The organism is Pseudaeromonas paramecii (assembly GCF_039540575.1).
GTDB lineage: Bacteria > Pseudomonadota > Gammaproteobacteria > Enterobacterales > Aeromonadaceae > Pseudaeromonas > Pseudaeromonas paramecii.
Genome location: NZ_BAABFC010000025.1, coordinates 1 through 24,684 on the forward strand (window position 1 = coordinate 1; position 24,684 = coordinate 24,684).

24 protein-coding genes are annotated in these 24,684 nt (G+C 60.4%); 4 read left to right on the forward strand and 20 right to left on the reverse strand.

From position 1 onward, the window contains the following. Positions 1-265: 265 nt before the first annotated feature. The 3 genes from ABD847_RS15160 to ABD847_RS15170 form a co-directional block, all read right to left on the reverse strand. Positions 266-1,642 carry a metal-dependent hydrolase family protein gene (locus ABD847_RS15160; protein ID WP_345014523.1) on the reverse strand — a complete coding sequence of 459 codons (1,377 nt, stop codon included), beginning with the start codon at positions 1,640-1,642 and terminating at the stop codon, positions 266-268. Positions 1,643-1,970: 328 nt separating this feature from the next. Next, positions 1,971-3,800: a glutamine--fructose-6-phosphate transaminase (isomerizing) gene (gene glmS / locus ABD847_RS15165; RefSeq protein ID WP_345014524.1), complete on the reverse strand. Its 1,830-nt coding sequence runs from the start codon at positions 3,798-3,800 to the stop codon at positions 1,971-1,973. Positions 3,801-3,824: 24 nt separating this feature from the next. Further along, positions 3,825-4,604: a DeoR/GlpR family DNA-binding transcription regulator gene (locus ABD847_RS15170; protein ID WP_345014526.1), complete on the reverse strand. Its 780-nt coding sequence runs from the start codon at positions 4,602-4,604 to the stop codon at positions 3,825-3,827. A gap of 191 nt (positions 4,605-4,795) precedes the next feature. Here ABD847_RS15170 and ABD847_RS15175 point away from each other — a divergent pair, with 191 nt between their 5' ends. The 3 genes from ABD847_RS15175 to ABD847_RS15185 are packed head-to-tail and all read left to right on the forward strand — an operon-like array spanning position 4,796 to position 7,980. Continuing rightward, a complete protein-coding gene (locus ABD847_RS15175; RefSeq protein ID WP_345014528.1) occupies positions 4,796-5,893 on the forward strand; it encodes an AI-2E family transporter in 1,098 nt (365 codons plus the stop codon). Positions 5,894-5,896: 3 nt separating this feature from the next. Next, positions 5,897-6,979 carry an HlyD family secretion protein gene (locus ABD847_RS15180; protein WP_345014530.1) on the forward strand — a complete coding sequence of 361 codons (1,083 nt, stop codon included), beginning with the start codon at positions 5,897-5,899 and terminating at the stop codon, positions 6,977-6,979. After that, the gene (locus ABD847_RS15185) at positions 6,976-7,980 is read left to right on the forward strand and encodes a DUF2955 domain-containing protein (RefSeq protein WP_345014532.1); all 1,005 of its coding nucleotides are present in this window, start codon (positions 6,976-6,978) and stop codon (positions 7,978-7,980) included. The genes ABD847_RS15180 and ABD847_RS15185 overlap by 4 nt, the downstream gene beginning before the upstream one ends. A 24-nt stretch (positions 7,981-8,004) precedes the next feature. Here ABD847_RS15185 and glmU read toward each other — a convergent pair whose 3' ends face one another. The 17 genes from glmU to earP form a co-directional block, all read right to left on the reverse strand. Then, complete coding sequence (gene glmU, locus ABD847_RS15190) at positions 8,005-9,366, reverse strand: bifunctional UDP-N-acetylglucosamine diphosphorylase/glucosamine-1-phosphate N-acetyltransferase GlmU (protein ID WP_345014534.1); 1,362 nt, start codon at positions 9,364-9,366, stop codon at positions 8,005-8,007. A gap of 96 nt (positions 9,367-9,462) precedes the next feature. Next, positions 9,463-9,888, reverse strand: a complete 426-nt coding sequence (locus ABD847_RS15195; protein ID WP_345014535.1) for a F0F1 ATP synthase subunit epsilon — start codon at positions 9,886-9,888, stop codon at positions 9,463-9,465. A gap of 18 nt (positions 9,889-9,906) precedes the next feature. Continuing rightward, complete coding sequence (gene atpD / locus ABD847_RS15200) at positions 9,907-11,295, reverse strand: F0F1 ATP synthase subunit beta (protein ID WP_345014537.1); 1,389 nt, start codon at positions 11,293-11,295, stop codon at positions 9,907-9,909. 33 nt (positions 11,296-11,328) lie between these two features. Further along, positions 11,329-12,192, reverse strand: coding sequence for a F0F1 ATP synthase subunit gamma (gene atpG / locus ABD847_RS15205; protein WP_345014539.1), 864 nt, complete (start codon positions 12,190-12,192; stop codon positions 11,329-11,331). A 46-nt stretch (positions 12,193-12,238) separates the two neighbouring features. Continuing rightward, positions 12,239-13,780, reverse strand: coding sequence for a F0F1 ATP synthase subunit alpha (gene atpA / locus ABD847_RS15210; protein ID WP_345014541.1), 1,542 nt, complete (start codon positions 13,778-13,780; stop codon positions 12,239-12,241). 14 nt (positions 13,781-13,794) lie between these two features. Continuing rightward, entirely contained in the window at positions 13,795-14,328 is a 534-nt protein-coding gene (atpH, locus tag ABD847_RS15215) for a F0F1 ATP synthase subunit delta (RefSeq protein ID WP_345014543.1), read from the reverse strand. A 14-nt stretch (positions 14,329-14,342) separates the two neighbouring features. Beyond that, positions 14,343-14,813, reverse strand: coding sequence for a F0F1 ATP synthase subunit B (atpF, locus tag ABD847_RS15220; protein ID WP_345014545.1), 471 nt, complete (start codon positions 14,811-14,813; stop codon positions 14,343-14,345). Positions 14,814-14,864: 51 nt separating this feature from the next. After that, positions 14,865-15,092, reverse strand: coding sequence for a F0F1 ATP synthase subunit C (atpE, locus tag ABD847_RS15225; RefSeq protein WP_345014546.1), 228 nt, complete (start codon positions 15,090-15,092; stop codon positions 14,865-14,867). Positions 15,093-15,144: 52 nt separating this feature from the next. Further along, positions 15,145-15,933, reverse strand: a complete 789-nt coding sequence (gene atpB / locus ABD847_RS15230) for a F0F1 ATP synthase subunit A (protein ID WP_345014548.1) — start codon at positions 15,931-15,933, stop codon at positions 15,145-15,147. A gap of 8 nt (positions 15,934-15,941) precedes the next feature. After that, entirely contained in the window at positions 15,942-16,331 is a 390-nt protein-coding gene (locus ABD847_RS15235; RefSeq protein ID WP_345014550.1) for an ATP synthase subunit I, read from the reverse strand. A 219-nt stretch (positions 16,332-16,550) separates the two neighbouring features. Continuing rightward, complete coding sequence (locus tag ABD847_RS15240; protein ID WP_345014551.1) at positions 16,551-17,462, reverse strand: ParB/RepB/Spo0J family partition protein; 912 nt, start codon at positions 17,460-17,462, stop codon at positions 16,551-16,553. 7 nt (positions 17,463-17,469) lie between these two features. After that, positions 17,470-18,252: a ParA family protein gene (locus ABD847_RS15245; RefSeq protein ID WP_345014553.1), complete on the reverse strand. Its 783-nt coding sequence runs from the start codon at positions 18,250-18,252 to the stop codon at positions 17,470-17,472. A gap of 15 nt (positions 18,253-18,267) precedes the next feature. Then, positions 18,268-18,888, reverse strand: coding sequence for a 16S rRNA (guanine(527)-N(7))-methyltransferase RsmG (rsmG, locus tag ABD847_RS15250; protein WP_425568472.1), 621 nt, complete (start codon positions 18,886-18,888; stop codon positions 18,268-18,270). Positions 18,889-18,895: 7 nt separating this feature from the next. Next, on the reverse strand, positions 18,896-20,785 hold the full coding sequence (mnmG, locus tag ABD847_RS15255) for a tRNA uridine-5-carboxymethylaminomethyl(34) synthesis enzyme MnmG (protein ID WP_345014554.1): 1,890 nt from the start codon (positions 20,783-20,785) through the stop codon (positions 18,896-18,898). 479 nt (positions 20,786-21,264) lie between these two features. Next, positions 21,265-21,720 (reverse strand): FMN-binding protein MioC, encoded by a 456-nt coding sequence (gene mioC / locus ABD847_RS15260; protein ID WP_345014555.1) that lies wholly within the window; start codon positions 21,718-21,720, stop codon positions 21,265-21,267. Positions 21,721-21,850: 130 nt separating this feature from the next. Further along, positions 21,851-22,414: an elongation factor P gene (efp, locus tag ABD847_RS15265; protein ID WP_345014556.1), complete on the reverse strand. Its 564-nt coding sequence runs from the start codon at positions 22,412-22,414 to the stop codon at positions 21,851-21,853. A 35-nt stretch (positions 22,415-22,449) separates the two neighbouring features. After that, positions 22,450-23,607 carry an elongation factor P maturation arginine rhamnosyltransferase EarP gene (gene earP, locus ABD847_RS15270; protein ID WP_345014558.1) on the reverse strand — a complete coding sequence of 386 codons (1,158 nt, stop codon included), beginning with the start codon at positions 23,605-23,607 and terminating at the stop codon, positions 22,450-22,452. A 142-nt stretch (positions 23,608-23,749) separates the two neighbouring features. Here earP and ABD847_RS15275 point away from each other — a divergent pair, with 142 nt between their 5' ends. Next, on the forward strand, positions 23,750-24,625 hold the full coding sequence (locus tag ABD847_RS15275) for a DMT family transporter (protein ID WP_345014559.1): 876 nt from the start codon (positions 23,750-23,752) through the stop codon (positions 24,623-24,625). Positions 24,626-24,684 lie beyond the last annotated feature (59 nt).

Genomic DNA, 24,684 nt, shown 5'->3' on the forward strand with positions numbered 1-24,684 from the left:
GTCCAGTAGAGTTTGAATCCCGCTATCGGGAACGGCTGGGAAGTGTCTAAATCACTGGTGGCGATTCACAAATCCGCAGCTGGATAGCCGTTAACCAACCCGTCGGAACCACTCCATTCACTGGCTGGCGAACAAGCATAAAATCAAGGCGACTGCCTTCCCCGGCAGAATGCAGTGAACCATAAAAAACGGGGCACATTCAGTGCCCCGTCCGCTTCTGGCACCCGAGGCGACCGCCGTGGATGCCATGGTTCCGTGAACCCGCTTACGAGTTGTTTTTATACACAACCCCGTCCTTCATGATGACCACGAAGTTCTTGGCCGGATCCGAAACCAGATCAATATTCTGCAACGGATTGCCATCCACCAGGATCAGATCCGCCAGGGCGCCCTCTTCCACAACCCCCAGCTTTCCTTTGTACGGATCCCGCGGGCCGCACAACTTGATCAGCTGGGCATTATCGTAAGTCGCCATCTTGAGAATTTCATAGGGGGTATACCAGCGCTTGAGCTTGGCTAACATCTTGCCGTGTTTCTGGCCCAGCTTGGCATCGAACAGGATATCGGTACCGAACGCGGTCTTGACCTTGTATTTTTTGGCCAGCTTGATGACCTTGTCCGTGCCGTCGGTGACCTGGATCCACTTTCTCTCATTTTCCGAACCTGGCGGGAAGGGAATGGCATCCTCATCATTGAGCAGCGGCTCCATGCTGAACCACACGTCATTTTTCGCCATCATCTTGAGCGTTTCTTCGCTCATCAGGAAGCCATGCTCTACCGAACGAATGCCCGCCTTGATGGCCATCTGAATGGCCTCATCCGTGTTGGCATGAATCGCCACATAGGTATTCCATGTCTTCGCCACATCAACCGCGGCCTTCATCTCCTCGAAGGTATATTCGGTCACATCCAGCGGATCGTAGTTGCTCGATACCCCGCCACCGGCCGCAATCTTGATCTGGGTGGCGCCCATGCGCAGGTTTCTTCGTGCCGCAACCATCACATCCGGCACGCCATCGGCAACCGTCAGCAAATAGTTATTTTCCAGATAGGTGGCATGTTCCGGTTCATTACTGGGCCGGTTATCCGAATGGCCGGATGTCTGGCTGATCATGGGACCGGAAGGATAAATCCGGGGGCCGATATACTGGCCTTCATCAATCGCTCGCTTGATGCCAAAGGGGTTACCCCCCACATCACGCACCGTGGTAAAACCCCGCATCAGAGTCTCTTCCGCCGATTTGGCTCCCAACAGGGTCAGGTAGCTCATGTCCGCATTCATCAGGGTGGGGATGGAGGGGGAGTTGAACATGACATGCCAATGAACGTCCGTCAGTCCCGGCATCAACACCTTGCCCTTGGCGTCGATCACTGCAGCACCGGCGGGTGCCGGGATCGATTTGGCGATTTTGGTGATGCTGTTGCCTTCGATCAAGACACTCATATTCTGGGCAAGCGCTTCATGCTTGCCGTCAAAAATGGTGGCGTTTTGGATCAAGGTGGCAACGGGTTGCTCCGGCTCGGCACTGGCGCTAACCGAACACACCAAGGAGGGAAGTAAAATGGCCGCAAGTTTTCCTATATGTCTCATATACAATCCTTTCATGATGTTAAAACCATAATTCATGGTCGCTAAATCCATTTGTTACTTCTGTCTTTTGGCACTAAAAGATAATTTGTAGCACTGCTTGAATCGCCACCACTGATCTAGATCACTGATGGCGATTCAACACGATGTGAGCGACCTGAGAGGATAGGTCTCTAATGGTTAACCATGGTTTGTAATCAGAACCATGGCCACTACCTCGCCCTTCACATAGCCACTTCTGATTCTGCAACTCGATATTGACGTTCTTTTTCCAAGCCATGAAAAAACCGCCCAGCCATTGCTCAAAGTTAAGCTTAGCTGGGCGGTTTTGGTATCCAACCTTATTACTCGGATACATGTGGCAATGCGCTGATCGGGCCGCTTATTCCACCGTCACGCTCTTGGCCAGGTTGCGGGGCTGATCCACGTCCGTGCCCTTGATGATGGCCACATGGTAGGAGAGCAGCTGCATCGGCAGTGTGTAGACGATGGGGGCGATGATCTCATCCACCTTGGGCATGGGCATCACCCGCATGGTGGCATCGGAGGCAAAGCCGGCCTGCTCGTCGGCAAACACGTAGAGGATGCCGCCGCGGGCCCGCACCTCTTCCACGTTGGACTTGAGCTTCTCCAGCAGCTCGTTGTTGGGCGCCACCACTATGATCGGCATGTCGGCATCGATCAGCGCCAGGGGACCGTGCTTCAACTCGCCGGCGGCATAGGCCTCGGCGTGGATGTAGCTGATCTCCTTCATCTTCAGTGCCCCTTCCATGGCGATGGGGTACTGGCTGCCACGGCCCAGGAACAGGCTGTGGTGCTTGTTGGCAAACTCTTCGGCCAGGGACTGGATGCGCTTGTCCAGGCTCAGGGTCTGGCGGATCTGCGCCGGCAGGCCGCGCAGTGCGCTCACCAACTGGGTTTCGGCCGCCGGGCTCAGCGCGCCACGGCAACGACCTATGCTGCCCACCAGCATCAGCAGGCCGGCCAGCTGGGTGGTGAAGGCCTTGGTGGAGGCCACGCCGATCTCGGCGCCGGCCCGGGTCATGAAGGCCAGGTCAGACTCCCGCACCAGAGACGACCCCGGCACGTTGCAGATGGCCAGGCTGGCCATGTAGCCGGACTCCTTGGCCAGGCGCAGGGCCGCCAGGGTATCGGCGGTCTCACCGGACTGGGACAGGGTCACCAACAGGCTGCCGGGACGGGTCACCGACTTGCGATAACGGAACTCGGAGGCGATCTCCACGTTGCAGGTGACGCCGGCCAGCGCCTCGAACCAGTAGCGGGCCACCATGCCGGAGTGATAGGAGGTGCCACAGGCGACGATCTGCACGTGCTGCACCTGCTCGAAGATCTCCCGAGCACCGTTGCCGAAGGCCTCCGGCACCAGGTGGCTGTCGGTGAGGCGACCTTCCAGTGTGTTGAGGAGGGCGGCGGGCTGCTCGTAGATCTCTTTCAGCATGTAGTGGCGGTATTCGCCCTTGTCACCGGCATCATGGGACAGCTCGGACTCCTGCTCGGCACGCACCACGGGCTGGCCGTTGGCGTCAAATATCCGCACCTCACGACGGGTCACCTCGGCCACATCCCCCTCCTCCAGGAACTGGAAGCGACGGGTCACCGGCAGCAGGGCCAGTTGGTCGGAGGCGATGAAGTTCTCACCGATCCCCCGACCGATCACCAGGGGTGAGCCGGAGCGAGCCACCACCAGGCGTTCGGGATCGGCACTGTCCACCACCACGGTACCGTAGGCGCCCCTCAGCTCCTTGACCGCCGCCTGCAGGGCGGCCAACAGGCTGGGGCAGGTCTTGCGGTAGTGGTGCACCAGGTGGACTATCACCTCGGTGTCGGTCTGGGAGACAAACGTGTAGCCCAGTCCCTTGAGCTTGGCGCGCAGCTCCTCGTGGTTTTCTATGATGCCGTTGTGCACTACCGCCAGATTGCCGGAGACATGAGGGTGGGCATTGGTCTCTGAGGGTTCGCCATGGGTGGCCCAGCGGGTGTGGGCGATGCCGGTACCGCCGGACAGGGGAGTGGCGGCCAGGGCGTCGGCCAGCTCCTGAACCTTGCCCAGGCGGCGTACCCGCTGCAGTTGATGATCCTTGATCACCGCCACCCCGGCGGAGTCATAGCCCCGGTACTCCAGACGACGCAGGCCTTCCACCAGAATATCCACCACATCCCGTTGGGCCACGGCCCCGACAATTCCGCACATGCTCTTGTTCCTTATTTTCGTTTGCTATTCGAGGTTGTCCGGCGCGCAGATCACCTGCACGCCCTGTTGTTCAATCTGTTGTTGCACGTCGCCCGCCAGGCCGCTGTCGGTCACCAGCACATCTATACTGGTCCAGGGCAGCTCCAGGTTGGGGATACGGCGGCCCACCTTGTGGGACTCGGCAAGCACTATCACCTCCCGGGAGACCTCGGCCATCACGCGGGACAGGCCGATCAACTCGTTAAAGGTGGTGGTGCCTCGCGCCGGATCGATGCCGGCGGCACCGATAAACAGCTGGTCAAAATCGTAGGAGCGCAGCACCTGCTCCGCCACCTGGCCCTGGAAGGATTCGGAATGGGGATCCCAGGTGCCCCCCGTCATCAGCAGGGTGGGCTCATTTTCCAGTTCCCGCAGGGCGGCGGCCACCACCAGGGAGTTGGTCATCACCACCAGACCACGGCGCTGGGCCAGCTCAGGGATCAAGGCGGCCGTGGTGCTGCCGGAGTCGATGATGAGACGGTAGTGATCCCGGATCAGGCCGGCGGCACAGCGGGCGATGGCTATCTTTCGTTTCGAAACTTGTTCTTCTTCCTGCACCGGCGGCACCAGCTCGCTGGGCACGGGCACGGCGCCGCCGTAGCGGCGCAATAGCAGACCGTTTCTCTCCAGCTCGGCCAGATCCTTGCGGATGGTGACCTCAGAGGTGTCAAACAGCCGGGACAGTGAGTCCACACTCACCTCGCCCTTGTCGGCAAGCAGGCGAATGATGGCGTGGCGGCGCTGCTGGGTGTTGCGCTTCTGCATGAGGGTGTCGTTGTTCAGACCGAAGAAAGTAATGGCAGTTTATACTTTCAAAACGAAAGATCAAGCGAAACAAAAGCGCAACTTAGGTTTCATTGCGCCCGTTAATGGCAACAAAAAGCATCACTTGGCACCCAACTGCACTGGTGCCATAGTAAGCAAACAAGCCACACCGCCACTCAATAGGAGCCATCATGACCGCCACCCCATCCGAACAACAGCTGCGCAATGCCGTGCTGGAGGCCCTGATCAAGGGCGGCCTGTTGTTGTTGCTGGTTTATGTCTGTTACCTCATCTTTTCACCCTTCCTGGCCCTGATGCTCTGGGCGCTGGTGATGGCCATCACCCTGCATCCCAGCCATCAGAAACTCAGCCGCCGGCTGGGCAACCGTCAAGGACTGGCCGCCACCCTGATGGTGCTGCTGGGGGTACTGCTGTTGCTGGTGCCCAGCGCCCTGCTGGTGGGCTCCATGGCCGATACCCTGAAGGACGTGGCCACCGGCAGCTGGCAGGTGCCGGCTCCCTCTGCCAAGGTGGCGGAGTGGCCCTTGGTGGGGGACAAGCTCTATGGCTTCTGGCAACAGGCCGCTAATGACCTGCCCAGCCTGCTGCAGCAGAAAGCCCCCGAGCTAGGCTCCATCCTCAAGACCCTGCTCAGCACCGCCGCCAGCATGGGCGGCAGCCTGCTGAGCTTCTTGCTCTCCTTTGTCATCGCCGGCATCATGCTGGCCTTCAGTGCCCCCGGTGCCGCCGCCATGGGTCGGATTGCCGACCGCCTGCTGGATCCGGTACGAGGCCCCGGTTTTATCCAGCTCTCCAGTCGCACCATACAGGCGGTGGCCATGGGCATACTGGGGGTCGCCGTTATCCAAGCCCTGCTCATCGGTCTGCTGATGATGCTGGCCGGCGTACCGCTGGCGGGTATGCTGGCCCTGCTGGTGCTGATCCTGGGCATTGCCCAGATCCCTGCCAGTCTGGTGACCCTGCCGGTGATCCTCTGGCTGTGGATGGGCGGTGAGCACGGCACCCTGAGCGCGGTGATCTTCACCGTACTGCTGCTGGTGGGCGGCATGGTGGATAACGTGCTCAAGCCCATGATGCTGGGCCGTGGTGTGGAAGCCCCCATGCCGGTGGTATTGCTGGGCGCCCTGGGGGGCATGGTCAACGGCGGCATCCTGGGGATGTTCCTGGGGGCCACCCTGCTGGCCATGGGCTATCAATTATTTATGAACTGGGTAGATCAACCGGCGCCGCAACCAGCCAAGATAGACTCATCAACAACTCAAGGATGAACCATGACTGACCAGGAAACCGCCACCCAAACCGGCCAGGATCCGGTGCGCCAATTGACCCTGCGGCTGGCGGGGCTGGCGCTGCTGCTGCTGATCTATGTGCTGTTTGCCCAGCGCCTCACCCCCATGACCACCAGCGGCAGTGTGCAGGCCTTCCTCATCCGGCTGGCGCCGGAGGTAGCTGGGCGGGTGTCGGAGGTGGCGGTCAGCGATAATCAGGTGGTCAAGGAAGGCGAACCCTTGTTCATGCTGGATCCTGAGCCCTATCAGATTGCCCTGACCCAGGCGGAAGCCAGGGTGGCTAATGTGGGCCAGAGCCTGGGCGCCGACACGGCGGCGGTGCAGTCTGCCCAGGCCAAGGTGCTGCAAGCGACGGCGGCCTACAACAACGCCCGGGATCAATCGGCTCGGGTGATGGAGCTGGTGCGGCGCGGCGTCATGTCTCAGTCGCAAAAGGATCAGGCGACAGCCGCCCTGCAACAGGCCGAGGCCACCCTCTCGGCTACCAAGGCGGAGCTGGAGCGGGCCAAGCAGAATCTGGGCCCCAGCGGAGAGGCCAACCCCAGACTGCAGGAGGCCATGGCCACCCTCTCCCGCGCCCGACTGGATCTGATGCGCACCACAGTGTCCGCGCCTAGCGATGGTGTCATCACCAACGTACAGCTGGCTACCGGCCAGTACGCCGCCGTTGGCACCCCGGCCATGACCTTCATCGACACCCATGCGATCTGGATCAACGCCATGCTGCCGGAGAACGCCCTGGAGTACCTCAAGCCCGGGACCGAGGCCGAGGTGGTGTTTGATGTGCTGCCCGGCCGGGTCTTCCAGGCCAAGGTGGAAAGCCTGGGTTGGGGCAGTGCCCTGTCCGGCACCACGGATCCCACCACTGGGCTGCTCACCAGCGACGGGCCCGGCAATCAGGATCGCGCCTTCCCGGTGAACATGGTTCTGAGTGAGCCCCTACCTAGAGGCCTGCGCTATGGCTCCCGGGCCTCGGTGATCCTCTACACCCACAAGGTGCGTCCCATGGACTGGATCGCCGCCGGCTGGATCCGGGTGTATAGCTGGCTCTCCTACATCCTATGAGTTCGACCGCCGCCCACTGGCGCGCCCCCTGCCTGCGACTGGCCATAGCGCCGCTGGCCGCCATGGGACTGGGATTCACCCTGGGGCAGCCCCTGCCCTTTCTGGTGGGCATCTTCGTCATCCTGCTGCTGATGATGTTCCCCGGTCGGCCGCCTCTGGCCTTGCTGCTCAAGCTGTTGTTGCTGGTGCTGGCCACCAGTCTGCTGGTGGCACTGCTGGCGCGCATCACCGGCAACCAACCGGTGGCCTTCTGGCTTGCCATGGCAGCCCTGTGTGCCACCGCCTTTGCCCGCCTGGCCCGCAATCAGGCAGATCTGCCCGGCATGTTGATATTGCTGGTGGCCAGCCTGAGCATGGTGCTGGTGCAGCTGGATGTCTCTTTGCCCACCCACATTGCCTGGCTGATGGGCGGCGCCTTCGCCGAAGCCTATCTCTGGTGCCTGCTGGCCCATGCCCTCTGGCCCGGGCCGCTGCCCATGAGCCAAACCGAGGCAGCGACGCAGGTGCAGGGCTCGGCCTGGAGTGTGCTGGCCAAGACCCTGGCCCTGCTGCTGGCCCTCTGGTTGGCCCTCCTGCTCAAGGACAACAGCGCCGTGCTCATCGGGGCGACCCTGGCCAACTTGCTGCGGGCCAGTGATGCCAGCCTGGTGCGCCAGCAGGGTAATCAGTTGCTCTACTCCAACCTGCTGGGGGCCCTGGTGGCCCTGCCGGTGGTGCTGCTGTGTGGTATCTTCTTTCACCCCGTCATCGCCACCCTGCTCTGCCTGTGTGGCAGCCTGTGGCTGACCGGGCGCCTGGCACTGGGCACAGCCAAACCCCTCATCCAGACCGCCCTGACCGTCTATCTGGCGCTGATTGGCTCGGCCCTGCCCAAGCTGGACCAAGGCTTCTGGATACTGAGTGATCGGGTGTTGACGGTACTGATCACGGGTCTCTATTGCCTGCTGGTGATGCGGCTGATCCACCCCATACCCACGGCAGAAAAACCAACGGCGCCCTGAGGCGCCGTTGACTGACCGAGTCCATCACTTCTTGATCTTGACCGGCCGCTGCCAGCCTTGGATATGCCGTTGCGGCACTCGGGTGATCACCAGCTCGTTCTCCCCCACCTCGCGGGTAACCGTGGTGCCCGCACCTATGGTGGCGCCCTTGCGCACCGTCACCGGTGCCACCAGCTGGGTATCAGAGCCGACGAAGACGTCATCTTCGATGATGGTCTTGTGCTTGTTGGCACCGTCGTAGTTACAGGTGATGGTGCCCGCCCCCACATTGACATTGGCCCCGATCTCGCTGTCCCCCAGATAAGAGAGATGGCCGGCCTTGGTACCCACGCCAAGGCGCGCATTTTTCACCTCGACGAAGTTGCCCACATGCACATCCGCCGCCAGCTCGCAGCCCGGCCGCAGCCGGGCAAAGGGTCCGATAGTGGTACCGGTAGCCAGTTTGGATGACTCGATCACCGTATAGGGGCTGATGATGCTGTCATCACCTATATGGCAGGACTTGAGCACACAACCGGCGCCGATCTGCACCCGGTTGCCCAGGCTGACGTCCCCCTCGATGATGACGTTGGCATCTATGATGACGTCCTCGCCACAGGTGAGGGTGCCGCGCAGATCGAAGCGAGCCGGATCCAGCAGGGTGACGCCGTCGAGCATCAGCTGCTCGGCGGCCCGGCGCTGATAATGGCGCTCAAGCTGCGCCAGCTGCAGCCGATTGTTGGCCCCTTCGGTCTCCCAGGCCTGTTCCGGCTGGGCGGTGGCGATGGGCGCGCCGGCGGCATGGGCCGCGGCGATGACATCGGTGAGGTAATACTCGCCCTGGGCGTTCTGGCAGGTGAGCCCCGCCAGCCAGGCCTTGAGCTGGGCGGCCGGCGCCACCAGCACACCAGTATTGACCTCATTGATGGCCAGTTGCTCGGCCGAGGCATCCTTCTGCTCGACGATACCCACCACGGCGCCCTGCTGGCGCAGGATGCGGCCATAGCCGGTGGGATTGGCCAGGTTCACCGTCAACAGGCCGATGCCACCCTGGGGTTGTACCGCCAGCAGCCGCTCCAGCGTGGCTTGGCTTATCAATGGCGTGTCGCCGTACAGCACCAGCACATTGTCGCCATCGGCAATGGCCGGCATGGCCTGGGCCACCGCATGACCGGTGCCCAGCTGCTCGGCCTGCAGCACCCAGTTCACCTGGGCGTCGAGCCGTTGCTGTAGCAGCTCGCCGCCGTGACCGTAGACCAGGTGCACCTGGGCCGCACCCAGCTGCTGGGCCGTCTCGATCACATGGCTGACCATGGGTCGCCCCGCCACCGGATGCAACACCTTGGGCAAGGAAGAACGCATGCGGGTTCCTTTGCCCGCCGCCAATATCACCACCTGTAGGGACATAACCACTCATCTCTATGTTGTGTTCGCTGGCGCTAGTGTACCGCCCGCCAATAAAAAAAGCGGCTCGAAAGCCGCTTTTTGTCTGCCAAGAACGCCTTAACGGTAGTTCTTGCGGGTCAACTCCACCACGCGCAGCTGAGCCATGGCCTTGGCCAGCTCGGCAATCGCCTCGGCATAGTCCACATCGCCAGACTTGCCGTTCATCTTGGCTTCCGCCGCCCGCTTGGCTTCCTGCGCCTTGGCCTCGTCTATGTCCTCGGCACGAATGGCGGTGTCCGCCAGCACGGTCACGTTCTCCGGCTGCACCTCCAGCATACCGCCGGAGATGTACATCAGCTCTTCGGCTCCGTGCAGCTTGATCAGCCGCACAATGCCGGGCTTGATGGACGTCAGCAAGGGCGCGTGGCCATGGCGGATACCCAGTTCCCCTTCCGCACCGGAAACCTGAACGGACTCAACCCTACCGGAGAACAGCATCTCCTCGGCGCTGACCACGTCCAGGTGGAAGGTAATCTCGGCCATAGAACCTCCTGCCTCGGATTAGAGTTTCTTGGCCTTCTCGACCACTTCGTCGATGGAGCCAACCATGTAGAACGCCTGCTCGGGCAGATCGTCGTACTCGCCGTCCAGAATGCCCTTGAAGCCACGGATGGTGTCCTTCAGGGAAACATACTTACCCGGGGAGCCGGTGAACACTTCCGCCACGCTGAACGGCTGGGACAGGAAACGTTCGATCTTACGGGCACGGGCCACCACCAGCTTGTCGTTCTCGGACAGTTCGTCCATCCCCAGGATGGCGATGATGTCCTTGAGCTCCTTGTAGCGTTGCAGCACGGATTGCACGCCACGGGCCACTTCGTAGTGCTCCTGACCCACCACCAGCGGATCCAGCTGACGGGAGGTAGAGTCCAGCGGATCCACGGCCGGGTAGATACCCAGGGCAGCGATCTGACGGCTCAGGGTGACGGTGGAGTCCAAGTGAGCGAAGGTGGTGGCCGGGCTCGGGTCGGTCAAGTCATCCGCCGGTACATACACCGCCTGGATGGAGGTGATGGAGCCGGACTTGGTGGAGGTGATCCGCTCTTGCAGGGCGCCCATTTCTTCGGCCAGGGTCGGCTGATAACCTACCGCGGACGGCATCCGGCCCAGCAGGGCGGATACTTCGGTACCGGCTAGGGTGTAACGGTAGATGTTGTCGATGAACAACAGCACGTCACGACCCTCGTCACGGAACTTCTCGGCCATGGTCAGACCGGTCAGGGCCACCCGCAGACGGTTTCCAGGCGGCTCGTTCATCTGGCCATACACCATGGCCACCTTGTCCAGAACGTTAGACTCCTTCATTTCGTAGTAGAAGTCGTTACCTTCCCGGGTCCGTTCACCCACACCGGCGAACACGGACAGACCGGAGTGCGCCTTGGCGATGTTGTTGATCAGTTCCATCATGTTGACGGTCTTGCCCACACCGGCGCCGCCGAACAGACCGACCTTACCGCCCTTGGCGAAGGGACAGATCAGGTCGATTACCTTGATGCCGGTTTCCAGCAGCTCGGTGGTGTTGGACTGATCTTCGTAGCTGGGGGCCTCACGGTGGATAACCCAACGGTCGTCTTCACCGATGGGACCCTGTTCGTCCACCGGCTCACCCAGCACGTTCATGATGCGGCCCAGGGTGGCGGTACCGACCGGCACCTTGATGGCCTCACCCGTGTTGGCCACTTCGGCACCGCGACGCACACCGTCTGAGGTACCCATGGCGATACAGCGGACGACACCGCCGCCGATTTGTTGCTGAACTTCCAGTACCAGACCCTGGGTCTGGCCTTCGCTCACAATCTTCAGTGCATCGTACACCTTTGGTACGGCGTCCTGCGGGAACTGGACGTCCACCACGGCACCGATGACTTGAACGATGATACCGTTACTCATGTCAAATCCTCTAAACCTATGAATACCTTAGCCCTAAACCGCCGCAGCACCGCCCACGATCTCGGTCAGCTCTTGGGTGATACCGGCCTGACGGGCCTTGTTGTACACCAGTTGCAGATCGTTGATCAGTGTGTCGGCGTTTTCGGTCGCTGACTTCATGGCCACCATACGGGCGGACTGTTCACTGGCCAGGTTCTCAACCACGCCCTGGTAAACTTGTGACTCTATGTAACGACTGAGCAGTTTATCCAGCAGATGCTTGGGATCCGGCTCATACAGGTAGTCCCAGTGATGCTTGGCAACCTTGTCATCATCTGACTTGGGCAGCGGCAGCAGCTGTTCGACCTTGGGTTGTTGCACCATGGTGTTAACAAACTTGTTGTACACCAGGTACAGGCGGTCGATTTCACCGTTATCGAACGCCTGCAACATCACCCTCACCGGCCCCACCAACTCGCTGACGCTGGGGTTGTCGCCGAAACCGGCCACCTGAGCCAGGACCGCCTTACCGTAGCGCCCGAAGAAGCTACTGGCCTTGGAACCCACCAGGGCGAGAGAGCTCTCGACCCCTTGCTCACGCCACTCGTTCATGGAACCCAGCACGGCCTTGAACAGGTTGATGTTCAGACCACCGCACAGACCACGGTCGGTAGAGATGATGATGTAACCTACCCGCTTGACGTCACGTTCTTCCAGGTAAGGATGCTTGTACTCCAAGCTCCCCAGGGCGATGTGACCGATCACCTTGCGCATGGTGACTGCATACGGACGGCTGGCAGCCATGCGATCCTGCGCCTTGCGCATCTTGGACGCCGCCACCATTTGCATTGCGCCGGTGATCTTCTGAGTGTTCTTCACACTCGCGATCTTGTTTCGTATCTCTTTAGCGCCGGCCATCTTAGACCCTCCTCGTCTGTGGCCGCCTCACGACGGCCACCTTGGGTTACCAGGTCTGGGTGGCCTTGAAGGCGTCCAGCAGCGCGCTCAGACGGGCAACGATGTCATCGTTGTAATCCGCCTTGGCGTTGATTTCCGCCATCAGGTCCCCGTGCTCGGTGTTGGCAAAGGCGAGCAGCGCCGCTTCGAACGCGGTGATCTTTTCCAGCTCGACGTCATCCAGGTAGCCGCGTTCGGCAGCAAACAGCACCAGAGACTGGCCAGCCACGCTCATCGGGGCATACTGCTTCTGCTTCATCAGCTCGGTCACCTTCTGACCATGGCTCAGCTGCTTGCGGGTGGCATCGTCCAGATCGGAGGAGAACTGGGCGAAGGCCGCCAGCTCGCGGTACTGGGCCAATGCGGTCCGGATACCACCAGAGAGCTTCTTCATGATCTTGGTCTGGGCGGCACCACCGACCCGGGATACGGAGATACCGGGATCCACCGCCGGACGCACACCGGCGTTGAACAGCTGGGTGGTCAGGAAGATCTGACCGTCGGTGATGGAGATTACGTTGGTCGGAACGAAGGCGGATACGTCACCGGCCTGGGTTTCGATGATCGGCAGCGCGGTCAGTGAACCGGTCTGGCCCTTCACGGCACCCTTGGTGAACTCTTCCACATACTCTTCGTTAACCCGAGCGGCACGCTCCAGCAGACGGGAGTGGAGATAGAAGACGTCGCCTGGGTAGGCTTCCCGTCCTGGCGGACGACGCAGCAGCAGGGAGATCTGACGGTAGGCCACGGCATGCTTGGACAGGTCATCATAGATGATGAGGGCGTCTTCACCGCGGTCACGGAAGTACTCACCCATGGCGCAACCGGCATAGGGGGCCAGGTATTGCAGGGAGGCAGACTCGGACGCGGAGGCTACCACGACTATGGTGTTGGCCAGGGCGCCGTGTTCTTCCAGCTTGCGGACCACGTTGGCAATGGTGGAGGCCTTCTGGCCGATGGCCACGTACACACACTTAATGCCGGAGTCTTTCTGGTTGATGATGGTGTCGATGGCCAGGGCGGTCTTACCGGTCTGACGGTCACCAATGATCAATTCCCGTTGGCCACGGCCGATGGGGATCATGGAGTCCACGGCCTTGTAGCCGGTTTGTACCGGCTGGGACACGGACTTACGGGCGATAACGCCGGGGGCGATCACTTCGACCGGAGAGAAACCGTCGTTGTCGATCGGACCCTTACCATCGATGGGTTGACCCAGGGTGTTCACCACCCGCCCCAGCAGACCGGTACCCACAGGTACTTCCAGGATGCGGCCTGTGCCAGTGACCTTCTCACCTTCGGCCAGATCGGCGTAGGGGCCCATGACGATGGCACCCACGGAGTCACGCTCCAGGTTTAGTGCCAGGCCATAACGGTTGCCCGGCAGTTCAATCATTTCGCCCTGCATCACGTCGGCCAGGCCGTGGATGCGAACGATACCGTCGCTTACGGAGACGATGGTCCCTTCGTTACGCGCCTCGGTGACGACTTCAAATTGCTCGATACGCTTTTTAATCAGCTCGGCAATTTCAGTGGAATTCAGTTGCATGCTCTAATCCCCAATCAAGATTGCAATGCTTCCGCCAAGCGGTTGAGTTTGCTACGAACAGTGGCGTCGATGACTTCGTCACCGGCCTTGATGACCAGACCCGCAATCAGCGTCGGATCGACGCTGCAGTGCAGCTTCACGGTACAGCCATAACGCTGCTCCAGTGAGGTACGGATCTTGTCCTGTTCTGCCTGGCTCAACGCACTGGCCGAGCGGACATACGCCTCGAGTTGTTTTTCCCACTCGGACTTCAATGCCACAAACTCCGCCAATACGGCAGGCAACACACTCAATCGTCCGTTTTCGGCCATCACCTTGATAAAGTTCTGGCCTTGCTCGTTGAGTTGCTCGCCACAGATCTGGATGAAAAGCTCAGACAGTCTGGGTCCGGCCGCCGGGCTGTTGACCAGCGCTTGCATGACCTCGTTCGTGGAGACTTCGGCAGCAAAGGTGATCATGGCCAGCCAGCTATCGACAGCCTGCTGTTCAACGGCATATTCGAACGCAGCCTTGGCGTAGGGGCGAGCGATGGTTGTCAATTCAGACATAGCCCCGGGCCCCCTTACAGGTCTGCAATCAGTTTATCGACCAGCTCGCTGTTGGCGGCCTTGTCGATTTGGCGTTCGAGGATCTTCTCGGCACCAGCAACGGCCAGGGCCGCCACCTGCTTACGCAGTTCCTCTTTGGCGCGGTTGCGCTCAGCTTCAATTTCGGCGCGAGCCTGGGTCAGGATCTTCTCCCGCTCAGCCATGGCGTCTTGAGTGGCTTCATCCATGATTTGAGACCGGCGCTTGTTGGCCTGCTCAATGATCTCGGTCGCCTGACGCTTCGCCTCTTTGATCTGCTCCATTGAGTTGTTTTGCGCCAACTCCAGATCTTTCTTGGCCCGTTCTGCAGAAGCCAGTCCGTCAGCTATCTCTTTCTGACGCTTTTCGATGGCAGCCATCAGGGGCGGCCATACGAACTTCATGCAGAACCAGACAAAGAGAATGAAGGCAATCGTCTGGCCGAGGATGGTCATATTGATATCCACAGCACGCTTCCTCTTTGATGGTTAAACGTAGGTCGGAAGGAAGTGGCAGGCTTAGCCGGCCACGGCAAACATCACGTACATGCCCAGACCCACGGCGATCATCGGGATAGCGTCCACCAGACCCATGACGATGAAGAATTGGGTACGCAGCAGGGGCAGCAGGTCGGGTTGACGAGCGGCACCTTCCAGGAACTTACCACCCAATACACCGATACCGATGGCGGCACCGATAGCAGCCAAACCCATCATCAGACCAGCAGCGATAAACAGCATCTCCATGATTTCTCTCCGAATTTAGTTAATTAAAACAACAAGGGTTAATGTGAAAAAATCAGTGTTCTTCACTGGCCATCGACATGTAAACGATCGTCAACACCATGAAGATGAACGCCTGCAGCGTCACGATCAGGATGTGGAAGATAGCCCAGGGCACATTGAGGAACCATTGAGACCACCAGGGCAGCATGGCGGCGATGAGGATGAAGATCATCTCACCGGCGTACATGTTGCCGAACAACCGCAGGCCCAGGGAGATGGGCTTGGCGATCAGGGTAACGGTCTCGAGTATCAGGTTGATTGGCACAAACGCCCAATGGTTGAAAGGTTGCAGGGTCAGCTCCTTGATGAAGCCGGAGACCCCCTTCATCTTGATGCTGTAGAACAGGATCAAGAAGAAGACACCAAACGCCATGGACAGGGTGATATTCACATCAGCGGAAGGAACGACTCGCAATTTCTGGGCATGATCCCCAGCAATCAGCTGTGCCAGTTGGGGCAGATAGTCGATAGGCAGCAAGTCCATCACGTTCATCAGCAGGACCCAGACGAATATGGTGAGCGCCAGGGGCGCAATCAGCTTGCTCTTGCCGTGGAAGATACCGCGTACGGAGTCATCCACGAACAACACGACCATCTCAACGAAGCACTGCAGCTTACCCGGCACACCGCTTCTGGCCTTGACAGCCACGGAACGGAATAACCAGAGGAAGAGCAGACCCAAACCCACAGAAAAGATCATGGAGTCGATATTTACCGCCCAGAAGCCCGATCCAACCTGCCAGTGATGGAGGTGGTGGGAGATATACTCCTGAGGAGTAAGCATTTCTCCTGTTGCAGCCATGAGTTTTCCTAGTAACGGTTGTTGAGTGTTAACGAAATAATCCATTGGGAGCACAAGAGCACCCCGTAGGTGACAAACAGCGGAAGATGCACCACCGCCAGCCACTTAAAGGCAATCAAGAACAATGCCAGTGTTGCCACCAGCTTGATCCCGGCTCCGCAATAGACGTCCCACAACACCAGTCCAACGTTCAATTCCTCCGCTTTGCGGGAGGTACCGATCCAGCTGAACAGCATTTGTGGCACCCAGTATATTCCGCCCCCTACGAGGGCGGAATATGCCGCAGCCCCGCCCTTGCCCAGGTACCAGGCAAATGCACAGACTGCTATCAGGACAAGCTGATAAATCAAAACAACCCAGGCGAGTGCTTGCACACTCAGTTGGCGATTCTGACCCACCCGCTTCTCCAATCCGGTCAAGGTAAAAAGGGCGTCCTTTTTAACACAAAATTAACTTTGCTACCGTCACATTTATCACAAAGGTTGCAAATTGTGATAACCGTAACTATTTATCAAACAAAGTATTTTTGTGACTTTGAACACAATAGCCCAGCTCTGCTTAAAAAACCATACTTGAAAAAAAACCAGATTGGATAGCAATCTGGTCTCTCTTCCGCACTATTCTAGCCCCAAACTTCTCAGCAGACGGCTCAGCTCTTCGGCATTTTGGTAACTCAGTACCACCTTGCCACGGCCAGCCTGGTGATGTTGCCACTGCACGCCGAGCCCCAACCGCTCACTGGCCAACTGTTGCCAATCCTGACCCCGAGGATCTGGCTCCGGCTGCGGTTTTTCCGTCTTGGGCTGAAGCGCCTTTTTTACCCACTTTTCGGTGTCGCGCACCGTCAGTCCCTTCTGCACCACGTTGCGGGCCAGCTCGGACTGCTGTTCCCCCTCCAGTGCCAGCAGGGCGCGGGCATGACCCATCTCCAGATCGCCATGCTCCACCAGACGCTTGACGTCATCGTTGAGCTGATTGAGGCGCAGCAGGTTGGAGACGGCACTGCGGGACTTGCCGACGGCTTCTGCCAGGGCCTGGTGGGTCAGACCGAATTCCTCCAGCAACCGCTGCAGGGCCACCGCTTCTTCGATGGCATTGAGATCCTCACGCTGGATGTTCTCGATGAGGGCGATGGCCACCGCCGCCTCATCCGGCACATCCTTCACCAGACAGGGCACCTCGTGGAGCCGCACCAGCTGACAGGCTCGCCAGCGACGCTCGCCGGCGATGATTTCAAACTGCTGCTCACCCAGGGGCCGCACAACGATGGGCTGGATCACCCCCTGGGCGCGGATCGAGTTAGCCAGATCCTCCAGCGCCTCCTGGGACATGTCCTTGCGCGGCTGGTATTTGCCCGGCTTGAGCCAGGCCACCGGCAGGCGGCGCAACTCGCCCTGGGTCAACTCGCTGCGTTGACGCACCTGGTCGGTCTTGATGTCATCGATAAGCTGCTTGTGGCGGGCCGCCTGGCTGGTACCCAGCAAGGCATCCAGTCCCTTGCCCAATCCACGTTTCTTGGCTGGTGTCATAGTGGTCTCAGGCCGGTGTGGCCAGTTGTTCTTCCCGTCTGAGGATTTCGCCGGCCAACGCCAGGTAGGCCTTGGCACCCAGGGAACTCTTGTCGTAATACATGGCCGGCGCACCGAAGCTGGGCGCCTCGGCCAGCCGCACGTTACGGGGGATGATGGTGCGGTACACCTTGTCCCCAAAATGCTGTTTCAGCTGATCGGACACCTCATTGGCCAGTCGATTGCGGTGATCGTACATGGTTCTGAGAATGCCCTCGATGCATAGGGCCGGATTCACCACCGCCGCCAGCTTGCTGATGGTGTCCACCAGGGCGGTGAGCCCCTCCAGGGCAAAGTACTCGCACTGCATGGGCACCAGCACGGAATCGGCCGCCGACATGGCATTGACCGTCAGCAGGTTCAAAGAGGGCGGACAGTCGATGAAGATGTAATCGTATTGCTCCCGCACCCCCGCCAGGGCGGTGCGTAGCCGGCTCTCCCGGGCGAAGACCTCCATCAGGCGGATCTCGGCGGCGGTCACATCGGAGTTGGCGGCGATCAGGTCATAGCCACCGCTGGTCTCACTGACCACCACCTGGGCAAAGGGCACCTCGTCCACCAACAACTCGTAGGCGGTTCGAGGCACCTCGTACTTGTCCACCCCGCTGGCCATGGTGGCATTGCCCTGGGGATCCAGATCGATCACCAGCACCTTGCGTCGGGTGGCGGCCATGGAGGCGGCCAGGTTGACGCAGGTGGTGGTTTTCCCCACTCCGCCCTTCTGGTTGGCTATGGCAATGACTCGTCCCACGGCATCCCCTGCAAATTACTGTTTTTTGATGATAATCAGATGGCGTTCGGCACCCAGTTCCGGCACATGCAACGGCTGGACGGCCTCCACACTCAAACCGGCCGGCAGGCTGGTCAGCTCCTCGTCCGGACAAACCCCCTTGAGGGCCAGGAAACGCCCCTCGGCGGAGGGCAGGTGCTGGCACCAGTCCAACATGTCCAGCAAGGAGGCGAATGCCCGGCTCAGTACGCCGTCAAAGCCCTGCTCTGGCTGATACTCTTCCACACGAGACTGCACCGGGGTGACATTGGTCAACCCCAGCTCATGAATGACCTGGCGGATGAAGCGGATCCGCTTGCCCAGGCTGTCCAACAGGACAAACTCTTTGTCCGGATTGAGGATGGCCAGCGGCAGACCGGGCAAGCCCGGGCCCGTGCCCACATCGATGAATCGGCGCCCCTGTAACCAGGGACTCACCACCAGGCTGTCGAGAATGTGCTTGACCAGCATGTCGCCAGGCTCGCGCACCGAGGTCAGATTGTAAGCCTTGTTCCACTTGTGCAGCAACCCGACGAGCGCCAGCAGCTGCTGCTTCTGCGGATCGGTCACCACCAGGCTGGTCTGAGCCAGCAAGTCATCCAGACGTTGTGCCAGCATGCTCACCTCAGGCGCTCTTGCGCAGCAGGCCGCGCTTTTTCAGGTGAACCAGCAGGATGGAGATGGCGGCCGGCGTGATCCCCGGGATCCGCGCCGCCTGACCTATGGTCTGGGGCTTGGCATCGTTGAGCTTGGCCTTCACCTCGTTGGAGAGGCCCGGCACCTCGGCATAATCCAGATCCAGCGGCAGCAGGGTGTTCTCGTTGCGCAGCTGCTTGTCGATTTCGTCCTGCTGGCGATCGATGTAACCGGCGTATTTGACCTGGATCTCCACCTGTTCGGCAGCCTGGGCGTTGTCCACGCGCGGCCCCAGGCCGTCCACCGCCATCAGGGCCTGGTAGGTCACCTCGGGACGGCGCAGCAGCTCTTCCAGGTTGTGCTCGCGGTTCAGCGGTGCCTTGAGCAGGTCGTTGAGGGTAGCCAGGGACGGGTGGTTGAGATGCACCCAGGTCTCCCGCAGGCGCTGCCGCTCCCGCTCGATCTGCTCCAGCTTGTCGTTGAAAGCCGCCCAGCGGATATCGTCCACCAGGCCCAGCTCGCGGCCCACCGGGGTCAGGCGCAGATCCGCGTTGTCCTCCCGCAGCAGCAGGCGATATTCCGCCCGGCTGGTAAACATGCGATAGGGCTCCTTGGTGCCCAGGGTGGAGAGATCATCCATCATGACGCCGATATAGGCCTGATCCCGGCGCGGCGCCCAAGGATCCTTGTCCTGGGCCCGCAGGGCGGCGTTGATCCCGGCCAACAGGCCCTGGGCCGCGGCTTCCTCGTACCCGGTCGTGCCGTTGATCTGCCCGGCGAAGAACAAGTTTTTCAAACACTTGTTCTCCATGTTGGCCTTGAGATCCCGCGGATCGAAATAGTCGTATTCGATGGCGTAGCCGGGTCGCACTATGTGGGCCTGCTCGAAGCCCAGCATGGAGCGGACGATCTGCACCTGCACATCGAACGGCAGGCTGGTGGAGACGCCATTGGGATAGAGCTCGTGGGAGCTGAGGCTCTCGGGCTCGATAAAGATCTGGTGGGCGTTCTTGTCGGCAAAACGCATCACCTTGTCTTCGATGGAGGGGCAGTAACGGGGGCCAATGCCCTCGATCACCCCGGCATACATGGGACTGCGGTGCAGGTTTTGCCGGATCACCTCATGGGTGCGCTCGTTGGTATGGGTGATGTAGCAAGGCACCTGGCGGGGATGCTGCTCTGGTTTTCCCAAGAAGGAGAATACGGGAACCGGATCGTCACCGGGCTGGGTCTGCAACAGGGCGAAGTTCACGGAACGGGCATCGATGCGCGGCGGTGTGCCTGTCTTCAGACGACCCACCCGCAAGGGTAACTCGCGCAGCCGTTGACCCAGCCCGATGGAAGCCGGATCCCCGGCGCGGCCACCGGCATAGTGCTCCATGCCGATGTGGATCAGACCGTTCAGGAAGGTGCCGGCGGTCAGCACCACGGTTTTGGCCAGGATGCGGATCCCGGCCTGAGTGACGACCCCCACCACGGTATCGCCGTCCAGGATCAGATCCTCGCAGGCTTGCTGGAAGATCTGCAGGTTGATCTGGTTTTCCAGTCGGTGCCGGATCTCTTGCTTGTACAGCAGACGATCCGCCTGGGCGCGGGTGGCACGCACCGCCGGGCCCTTGGAGGAGTTGAGGGTGCGGAACTGGATCCCGGCATGATCGATGGCTTCGGCCATGATGCCGCCCAGAGCATCCACCTCCTTGACCAGGTGACCCTTGCCAATGCCACCAATGGCGGGGTTGCAGGACATCTGCCCTAGCGTATCCACGTTATGGGTTAGTAGCAGGGTCTTCATGCCCATGCGTGCTGCGGCGCCCGCCGCTTCGGTACCGGCATGGCCACCGCCCACGACGATCACGTCAAACTGCTCGTGATATTGCATAAGGATCACCTCGATTGGCTGGTCAGGATCTTCCGCCTGGAAAAAGGCGGATCATTCTATCCGGTTAGGCCGTGCGGATAAACGACGAGTTTGTGCTTACACCGGCATCAGGATCCCGGCTAGTTATATAAGGATCTTTTAGATCGATCTCTTATTGGATCTTTTATTAGGATCCGCCACTTGTGTGGATATGAGTTTTTTTCACCAATAAAACAGGATCTTGGATCTGATCACAGCCTGTGATCTTCCCGGGATCCAGCCGGCGGGATCCTCTGTACAAGATCGCCTTTTATGCACAGCTCCAGGCGGCCCCTTCGGTTGATCAAAGGATAACCAGGGGATCAACAGAAGATATTCAGGATCTTATCCACAGTGATGGTAAAGCTGGATCTTTCCTGTGGATGGGCTGGGTGTCAAGTCTGGGAAGATGTGAACAAACCGCGGCAGGGAGGCGCTCACCGCCGCGGATCGATTGGGGATCAGAGCCCGGACAGCAGGGGTAACCAGGTCACCAGCCAAAGATCGGCGGCATCTTCCGGCAGATCCTGAGCCGTGACGTCGATGAGGCAAGGCGTCCCCACCGGCTGGGCGCCACAGCCCTCCAGCAGGGCCTGCATCTGATGGCCGGCGGCACAGAAGGTGTCGTAGTTGCTGTCACCCAGGGCCACCACGGCGTAGTGGCTCCGGCCCAGGTTGGGTTGCTGCAGGGCCAGTTCCCGGGCGAAGGGCTGCAGGTTGTCCGGGATCTCGCCGGCGCCATGGGTGGAGGTCACCGCCAGCAGCAGTTGTCCTGCTGTATCGCCCAGTTCGGCCAGACTGGCCGGGTTGTGGATCCGGGTCTGGTGACCGGCCTCATTCAGGCGATCGGCCAGGTGATCCGCCAGGTATTCGGCGGCACCCAGGGTGGATCCCACCAGCAGATGGATCTGCGCCATGTTTCTTTCTCCTTAGGTGTGGGGGCTTAGGTGTAGCCAAAGCCGGGTGAAGGGAGAGGGATAACAAAAAGGAGCCGCGAGGGCTCCTTCTTTATATACCGGATATCGACCGGGTCGCGGCAGCGGCGGACTAGACGCGACGCTTGAATTCGCCGGTACGGGTGTCGATTTCGATCTTGTCGCCGATCTTGACGAAGTCGGCTACGGAGATGGTGGCGCCGGTGCCCTTCAGACGGGCCGGCTTCATCACCTTGCCGGAGGTGTCGCCACGGACGGACGGCTCTGTGTATTCCACTTCACGCACGATGGTGATGGGCAGTTCGACGGAGATGGCCTTGTCGTTGTAGAAGGTCACTTCACAAACGTCTTCCATGCCGTCGATCAGGTAGTCCAGCATGTCGCCCAGGTTTTCCTTTTCCACGTCGTACTGGTTGTACTCTGTGTCCATGAAGACATACATGGGGTCGGCGAAGTAGGAGAAGGTACATTCCTTACGCTCCAGCAGCACGACTTCCATCTTCTCATCGGCCTTGTACACGGTTTCGGTACCGGCGCCGGTGAGCAGGTTCTTCAGCTTCATCTTCACCACGGCGGCGTTACGGCCGGATTTGTTGAATTCGGTCTTCAGAACGACCATGGGGTCGCTGCCGATCATCACTACGTTGCCGGCGCGGAGTTCCTGTGCGGTTTTCATTGGATCAGTTTCCTGTATTGAACAGAGAGGTGTGATTAAACGCCGTATTCTAGCCGGTTTTCCACCCATTGCACCAGACGGCTGGCTAAATCTCCTCCAGATAACACCTGCGCTGGCCAGCGCTGCGCCCAGTCCAGGTATTCGGTGCTGTGCTGGCACCATTGCGGCCACTGAATGGCCATCTGCTCGGCCTCGCCTCTGTCATAGGCCAGATGAAAATCCAGCAGGGCCTGGCGGGCTTCGACACTCAGCCCCGTCATATAACGCGCCATGAAGGCTTGCAGCTTCTCCAGGTGGATGTCATCTTCCTGCTGGTAGATGTGCCAGAGGAAGGGGCGGGCGGCCCATTGGGCCCGCAGGAAGGAGTCTTCTCCCCGAACCAGGTTGAGATCGCAGGACCACAGCAGGCGATCGTAGCCGGCCTGATCCGTCATGGGCAGACCCACCAGCTGCAGTTGACCTCGGCGGGCGCTGTCTCCCGCCTTGAGGGGCTGGTCCAGCCAGGGTTGCAGGCTGGCCAGCACCCGACCCTCCGGCACCAGCAGGCAGATGGGATCCTCGCCATCTGCCCAGGCCTGCAGCAGGCCGGGCAGGGCGGCAGTCTCGTAGGTGAACAGGCTGACGTAGCGACAGTTGGATGGTTGGGCTGGCACCCCCAACTGGGCAAACAGTGCCTGGCGCCGGGTCGGATCCGCCTGCCAGGCCTGACGCTGGGCGGTGAGTGATCCTTCACACAGTAGACCGCCACTGCGGGGGCTGAAGCCCGGAAAGAAGAAGTACTTGGCCAGGCCATTGCTTTGCAGCGAGGGCAGGCCGTGACAGTCGTCGATCCACGCCTCGGCGCTCAGGTACTCGAGGTTGAGCCACAGGGGGCGGGGGCTGGCCTGGGCCATGGCCCTGAGGGCCGAATCGGGCAGCTGGCAGGCGAAGGCCTCGATCACCAGCTCGCCGGGCTGCCAGGCGGGATCGAACTCGGGATCCCAGCGGCAGATCGCCACGCCTTGTCGGGTCTGCTGAGGCAAGGCTGGATCCAGATCCGGGCAGAGGCGGGCGAAGCTGGCCAGATCGTCCACCCAGAGGCGTACCGATTGGCCGAATTCCGCCACCAGCTGGCGGGCCAGCCGCCAGGTGACGCCGATGTCGCCGTAGTTGTCCACCACGGTGCAGAAGATATCCCAGTGCCGTTTGTGCATCTTGCCCTGCCTGTGCCCCTTGTCTTGTGTCGGCGCGGTTATACCGGATCCCGGCGTCGCTCACCAGCGCCGGATCGGCTAGGAGTGGCTAAAAAACTGGCTATAATGGCGAACTTTATCCTGCCGTTGTTGAAGAGTCGTCATGCCTGCCAATCTGATGTTGTTGTCTGCCGCCGCCATCTGGGGGTTTGGTTTCGTTGCCCAGCGTCTGGGAATGGATCACCTGGAGCCGTTTGCCTTCAATGGCTTGCGCTTCCTGCTGGGCAGCCTCTCCCTGCTGCCGCTCATCTGGTTCTTCGCCCGCCGCGGCCAGGGCCAGGCGGATCAAGGTTCCCTGCTCAAGGCCGGCTGTCTGGCCGGCTGCATGCTGTTTATCGCCGCCACCCTGCAGCAGGTGGGCCTGTTGTATACCACGGCGGCCAAGGCCGGCTTCATCACCGGGCTCTATCTCATCCTGGTGCCCATCTTCGGCCTGCTGCTCAAGCACACCACCGGCATCACCACCTGGATTGGCGCCGTGCTGGCGGTGGTGGGGCTCTATCTGCTGAGCATCAACGATGACTTCAGCATGTCGTTTGGCGATCTGCTGCAGTTTATCGGCGCCCTGTTCTGGGCCATGCACATACTGGTGATCGACCATTACAGCGGCAAGGTCAACGCCCTGCGTCTGGCGGCCAGCCAGTTCCTGTTCTGCGGCCTGCTGAGCATGGGAGTCTCGTTTGTTATCGAAACCCCGACCCTGGCGGGCATCCAGAGTGGCTGGCAGCCGCTGCTGTATGCCGGCCTGGTGAGCGTGGGGGTGGCCTATACCCTGCAGGTGGTGGGGCAACAGAAGGCCAACCCGGCCCATGCCGCCATACTGCTGAGCCTGGAGGCGGTGTTTGCCGCCATCGGCGGGGTCTGGCTGCTGGACGAGAGCCTGTCGCTGCGGGCCTGGATCGGCTGTGGCCTGATGCTGGGCGGCATGCTGCTCTCCCAGGTGCGTTGGCCCAGCGGCCAGGCGGCACAACCCGCCTGAGCAAGATGACCGGCTAAGGCTGGTCATTTTTTTTTCTTACATATATGCTAATCCGTATA